The sequence below is a fragment of the Pedobacter sp. 05L430 genome (assembly GCF_056397585.1).
This window is the reverse complement of record NZ_JBFTNT010000287.1, coordinates 1-5460: the sequence shown is the minus strand read 5'-3', so window position 1 is coordinate 5460 and position 5460 is coordinate 1. Positions and strand designations below refer to the sequence as shown.

At 37.9% G+C, this 5460-nt stretch carries 6 protein-coding genes and 1 tRNA gene; 1 reads left to right on the top strand and 6 read right to left on the bottom strand.

Translation table 11 applies throughout. The annotated features are described in order from the left end of the window. The coding region (locus AC1DG9_RS22650; RefSeq protein WP_477635283.1) for a sigma-54-dependent transcriptional regulator at positions 1 to 649 on the bottom strand (649 nt) is incomplete at its 3' end. Between the two features lie 20 nt (positions 650 to 669). After that, the gene (locus tag AC1DG9_RS22645) at positions 670 to 1629 is read right to left on the bottom strand and encodes a zinc-binding metallopeptidase family protein (RefSeq protein ID WP_216854362.1); all 960 of its coding nucleotides are present in this window, start codon (positions 1627 to 1629) and stop codon (positions 670 to 672) included. Between the two features lie 250 nt (positions 1630 to 1879). Between AC1DG9_RS22645 and AC1DG9_RS22640 the strand changes: the two genes are divergently transcribed. Next, positions 1880 to 1953, top strand: a tRNA-Cys gene (locus tag AC1DG9_RS22640). A gap of 249 nt (positions 1954 to 2202) precedes the next feature. On the opposite strand, the gene gloA2 is transcribed toward AC1DG9_RS22640, so the two are convergent. The 4 genes from gloA2 to AC1DG9_RS22620 form a co-directional block, all read right to left on the bottom strand. Beyond that, entirely contained in the window at positions 2203 to 2586 is a 384-nt protein-coding gene (gene gloA2, locus AC1DG9_RS22635; protein WP_288880886.1) for an SMU1112c/YaeR family gloxylase I-like metalloprotein, read from the bottom strand. 14 nt (positions 2587 to 2600) lie between these two features. Further along, entirely contained in the window at positions 2601 to 3623 is a 1023-nt protein-coding gene (locus tag AC1DG9_RS22630; protein WP_477611740.1) for a WD40/YVTN/BNR-like repeat-containing protein, read from the bottom strand. Next, a complete protein-coding gene (locus AC1DG9_RS22625; protein WP_216854363.1) occupies positions 3623 to 4054 on the bottom strand; it encodes a DUF2147 domain-containing protein in 432 nt (143 codons plus the stop codon). The genes AC1DG9_RS22630 and AC1DG9_RS22625 overlap by 1 nt, the downstream gene beginning before the upstream one ends. 57 nt (positions 4055 to 4111) lie before the next feature. After that, positions 4112 to 5460: AcvB/VirJ family lysyl-phosphatidylglycerol hydrolase (locus AC1DG9_RS22620; RefSeq protein ID WP_477635282.1), on the bottom strand; the 1349-nt coding region annotated here is incomplete at its 5' end.

The following is a 5460-nucleotide window of genomic DNA, read 5'->3' as shown; positions in this document are numbered from 1 at the left end:
CTTTATGCCCAAACAATTCACTTTCTAAAAGTTCATGATTAAATCCGCTACAGTTTACGGCAACGAAAGGCTTCATTTTCCTTAAACTTTCGTAATGTATCGCTTGTGCGAACACCTCTTTCCCCGTACCCGTCTCGCCAAGTAAAAGAACAGTAGTATCTGTACCGGCAACCTTTTCAGATAGCGCTATCGCTTCTTTAATAGCCTTAGACTGACCAAGTATGCCCGTAAAATCATATTTTCTGGCTACTTTATTTTCCAGTTCACTAATCCTAAACTGGAGTTTGGCTTTATCTAATGCTTTATAAACAAGGGGGATGATTTTGTCATTATCATCCCCCTTAGTAATATAATCAAAAGCGCCATTGCGCATTGCCATTACACCATCTTGTATTGTACCAAAAGCAGTCAGATTGATCACCTCGGTATAAGGTTTTATTTTCTTGATCTCTTTTACGAGTTCAACTCCATTAATATCCGGAAGTTTTACATCACTAATTACTACATATACATCCTGGGCAGCTAGAATTTTCAGGCCTTCTTTGCCTGTATTTGCCTGAAAAACCTTGAAGCCTTCCAATTCAATGATGCGCGCCAGCAGGCTGCAGATCTTTTTCTCGTCGTCTATTATTAAAACGGTGTTTTGCATCGCTGATAATTTCAACAATATTAGCAATTATTCAAGACAAGTTGCTGTTCGTAGACGGAATCGTCTATAATAGAAACATTAAAAACATCCTGCCTTACTGTAAATTTACATCTTGTATGATTTCTAATTGTATTTAAAATCTCCTTTTCAGTATAATTATGATCGTAAACAATTTCAACGGTGAACCGACACTCTTTTGAGCTGCAGTTTTGTCCACCGTCCATATTTACATTTGTAACGGTCATTTTAACTGGATCTGGAAGGTCTGATTCAATTGGATATATATATTCAGAAAACCATAAAATATCTGTTAAAGCGCTGCAAATAGCATTAGTGCCTTCTGCTCCTGCGGCAAGGCTTAATTTTGGACAGGCAATACAATCAAGAGTCATCTCACACTTTTCAGTGGCTTGTGTTAAAGCATAACTGCTAAAACTTTCTTTGTGAGGATCAAATAACATAGCTGTACATAAGCAATTGCATCTTTTTTTACCCTCAAGAACATTGTAATTAATACAGCTTTTACAGCCCTCCCAAAAATGTTCATCATGCGTAATTTGGTCAAATGTTACCGGTTCAAAACCCAGTTGATAATTCATTTTCATAATTGCCGCTCCAGATGTAATGCTAAATATCTTGGCCTCTGGATATATTCTTCTTGAAATTTTAAATATCCTTTCCTTAATTGCCTTAGCCACACCAGCATTTCTGAATTTGGGAGCTACAATTAAACCAGAGTTAGACACAAAGGAGCTGTTTTCCCAAACTTCAAAATAAGAGAACCCAACCCATTCACCACCCCCGGTTACTGCAATAACAGCTTTTCCTTCTTTTATCTTTTGGGCGATAGATTCGGGACTGCGCTTTGCGATCCCAGATCCTCTGGCAATTGCCGAAGATTCAGTTTCTTTAACGATTTCATCAACATGTTTTATATCAGCGACGGTAGCGATACGAACAAATATCATTTGATTTTCCATTTTTTTAAAAGATTAATGAACGGCTTTATCAAATGAGATGCCCATATAAAGCTTACAAGCAAGAAATGCCCTTTGTAATTAAATAAAGCCGTTTACCACCTATTTCTTGCCTTTTAGCCAATAAAAATAGTCTTCCAATATGGTATGGTTTATTCCGTTTTGGTTGGGCTCATGGATAAAAAAATAAAGTTTGAAAAAAAATATAAATAAAGTCTACAGTTTTAGTAGACTTTATTTATATTTGTCCCATAGTCATGTGGCCGAGTGGTTAGGTGAGGGTCTGCAAAACCTTTGACGGCGGTTCGAATCCGCCCTTGACGTCCAGTTCAATTTCTACATTGTCTGAATCATTAGATGTTTGGTTAGATCTAAGTTTTGTTTAAAAAGCAGCCAGGTTGGATGACCTGGCTTTGCTATTTAACAGCAGAAATGTATTTCCAGATCAGAAAGAAAAACTATTGCGAAAAGAAACGGGGATACAGCAATCCGCCGTATCCCCGCTATCTAAATTAACGCTCTCATATACATAGACGCCTAAATATTCTATTTATTGTATCAGAGGTAAAAAAAATATTATTTTTCATAAAATTCAATCGGGAGTTGGTCGGGATCAGAAATAAAAGTAAAACGTTTATCAGTAAACTCATCAACACGGATCGGTTCAGCTTCTACACCTTTACTATTAAGCACACTAATCACCTTATCAAGATCATCTACTTCAAAAGCAAGATGTCTTAATCCTGCAGCTTCTGGTCTTGAAGGACGTTTAACCGGATCAGGGAAAGAGAAAAGTTCTATAATGTAAATGCCATTTAATGCCAGATCTAGCTTGTACGATAACCTTTCGGCTCTATATACTTCTCTAATTATTGTAAGTCCTAAAACATCAGTATAAAATGCTTTCGAAACTTCATAGTCACTACATATTATCGCAATGTGATGGACTTTATTTATCATATTCTCAGTTCGTGTTACTTGGCTGCAATTGTAAGTTTATAAATCTCTCCCTTGTTTCCCGCTAAAAGAATAAGCTTACCCTTTTTTGCTTTTTGGACCACATTGAAGCTTGAGGTGGAAATATTATGCCAATTCAACCCTCCATCTTTAGATACATCAGTGCCGGATGTGCCGGTTGCCAGCAAAACCTTTGAATTAACATAAGCAACTCCCGAACGGAAACCGCTTACAGGCTTTAGAGGTTTTTTCCAGCTCTGTCCTCCGTCATTGGTCAACAATACATTATTGGTATTCTCTTTATCTTTTAAATAATTCCCACCAACAACAACCCCTTTGTTCTTGTCAAAAAATGCGATAGAGAACGGACCGGTGCTACTTTCTCCCTGTAAAATAGGACATTTAAAAACCTTCCAGGTGTATCCGTAATTGTTCGAAAAGTAAATATTAGATACCGCACCACCGGTTGCAATCCATACTTTACCCTTACCGATTGTTTTAATAGTAGATCCACTAGCAGCAAAGCTGGCTTCACCCGGGGCCATATTTGTTTTCAAATTATCCGAAACATCTGTCCATGAGGTTCCACCGTCTCTTGTTCTAAGAAGCTGCATCTTGTTCTTGATCGGATCACCAAAAGTCATTCCTGTTTGCCCATCCCAAAAGTCCATACCATCCAGAAAAATTGCAGAATCAACATTCTTATAATGCTCTGTCCATGTTTTACCACCATCTTTCGTGAGTAAAATAAACGCAGGAGCACCCGCATTTACAACTACCGCCCTATCCGCATCAAAGGCTTCAATATCTCTAAAATCAAGGGTTTCATACCCAGCAGGCATTATCCATTCCCAGGTTACACCTCCATCAATAGTTTTCCCAATACTGCCATTACTACCACTTACCCAGGCAACATGATCAGAAACAATAGACATACCCCTTAAGCTTGTATTTGTACCTCCTGTTAAGGGTATTAACTCATAGGTTTGTCCGAACCCTAATAAGGGCAAAAAAACCAGGCACCAGATTAGTTTTTTCATTATTTAACTCTTTTCCAAACTTCTGATCTGCCAATCAGAGAGATACCTACATATCCTCTCATGTTTAGCTGACCGTTATCTTTAAGTGTCATATTGCAGCTATAGGTCTTACCCGACTTAGGATCATATATCGTCCCATCAGTCCATTTACTACCTGCAAAAACAAAATCTTTAAGTATTTCTAATCCTAGTATGGGTCTTGATTTCAAGCTTGCATCAGGGTTTTTCAAATCCGTTTTAACAATTCCTTTGTCGTCTTTTGTTTCTTTGAGCCAAACTATTTTACCAAAGTATTTATCACCTTTTTTGGCTATTTCTACGTGAGCCTCACCGGTTGAATTGATCCATTTTCCAAGGATGGCATCCTTGTTTTGCGTAAAGCCAGAGAAAGATATTGCAGTGAAAAGCAACAGCAGTGAAAAATATTTCATAATCATAAGTTAGTGTTTTTTAAAGTTAACAAATCAGCCATAGAATAAGAAAAAAACTTACTCTGCCAGCTCCTTTAAAAGAACGGAAGAAATCGCTGAATAATCATCATTAAAATGATGAGTACCGGGAATACTGGTTACTTTGATGCCATTTCTCACAAATTTATCCTTAACATCAGCATCTTCTTCTGTCCCAAAAACACACAGGGGTTTTAATGATTTGATCTTTTTCATTTCTGCAATTACATCATATTTATCATTCGAGCTTCCAATGCTAAGCATGTCTGCAATGTGAATTTCAAAATCAGCGGTCACATCAGGAGAAAGTGAAAAAACTGCCTTTAAGTCGCCCTTCAACTCAGCTGACAACCTGCTTGCCAGAAACGGAACAACTGAAGCGCCAAAAGAGTATCCGGCAAGTACAAAGTTTTCTTTTCCAAACTCCTGTTTGTAATATGCGATGGCCTTGCTTAAATCTGCAGTTACACCCTCCGGAGTTTTAACATTCCAAAAATATTTTTGTGCATCAAGGCCAATTACTGAGAGTCCTTTTGATGCCATTGATTCGGCCAGAGATTGATCAAAACTAGTCCAGCCACCATCACCAGAGATCATAAAAACCAATGGCAGGTTATTCTTTTTACCAGATGGAACCAGTGTTAATGGCATCCCACCGGAATAAGCCTTAGGTTGCGAAGTTTTAAAGAAATCATAAGCAGATTTTTGCTCATTAAAGGATGGAGCAGCCAATACTTTTTTATATGCCGTATTAAAATCAGGAAGCCAATTATTAGCGATAGAAAATCCATGACCTACTTTTGTTAAGGTTACAAGTTCAGTCATTGGCATCCCCTTTAAAAAAGCTGCAGTAGCATCAAATGGGCAGGTCTGATCTTTCACCCCATTTAAAACAATAAATGGGGCAGTTAAGCTTTTTGTAGCCTCCAGATAGTAAGAAACCCCCGGCTTTAAAACATGCTGTGTGAGTCCGGCACCTTTACACATAGGTTTTTTAATATTAATATCTGGGCAAAAGCCTAAAGCTATAGCCCCCTTAAATGTATTTGCAGGTGCCTGCGCCAATATTCCGTATATCAGAACAGCCCCATATGAATACCCCAGAAGTACTGGCTTATGATAGTTGGTCAGTTTGTATTTCTTTTGGATAAAAAGACTCAGTTCTTCAAAATCCGCTGCTGGATATAAACATTGAGCAGATTCTTTTGATAAATAATTGCCATAACGTTTGCCATCAATACCTAACACCAATGCCCCCTGATTGGCAATATTCTTTGCCATATTAATAACTCCATTCTTCCAGCCGCCATCTCCTGAAACGAATAAGGCAACAGAAGTTGGAGTTCCGGTGGGATGATATACCGTTATTAAACCAAACTTCTTATACG

Coding starts and splice junctions, on each gene's coding strand:
- AC1DG9_RS22645 (WP_216854362.1), bottom strand. CDS start 1,629: ATGGAAAATCAAATGATATTTGTTCGTATCGCTACCGTCGCTGATATA.
- gloA2 (WP_288880886.1), bottom strand. CDS start 2,586: ATGATAAATAAAGTCCATCACATTGCGATAATATGTAGTGACTATGAA.
- AC1DG9_RS22630 (WP_477611740.1), bottom strand. CDS start 3,623: ATGAAAAAACTAATCTGGTGCCTGGTTTTTTTGCCCTTATTAGGGTTC.
- AC1DG9_RS22625 (WP_216854363.1), bottom strand. CDS start 4,054: ATGAAATATTTTTCACTGCTGTTGCTTTTCACTGCAATATCTTTCTCT.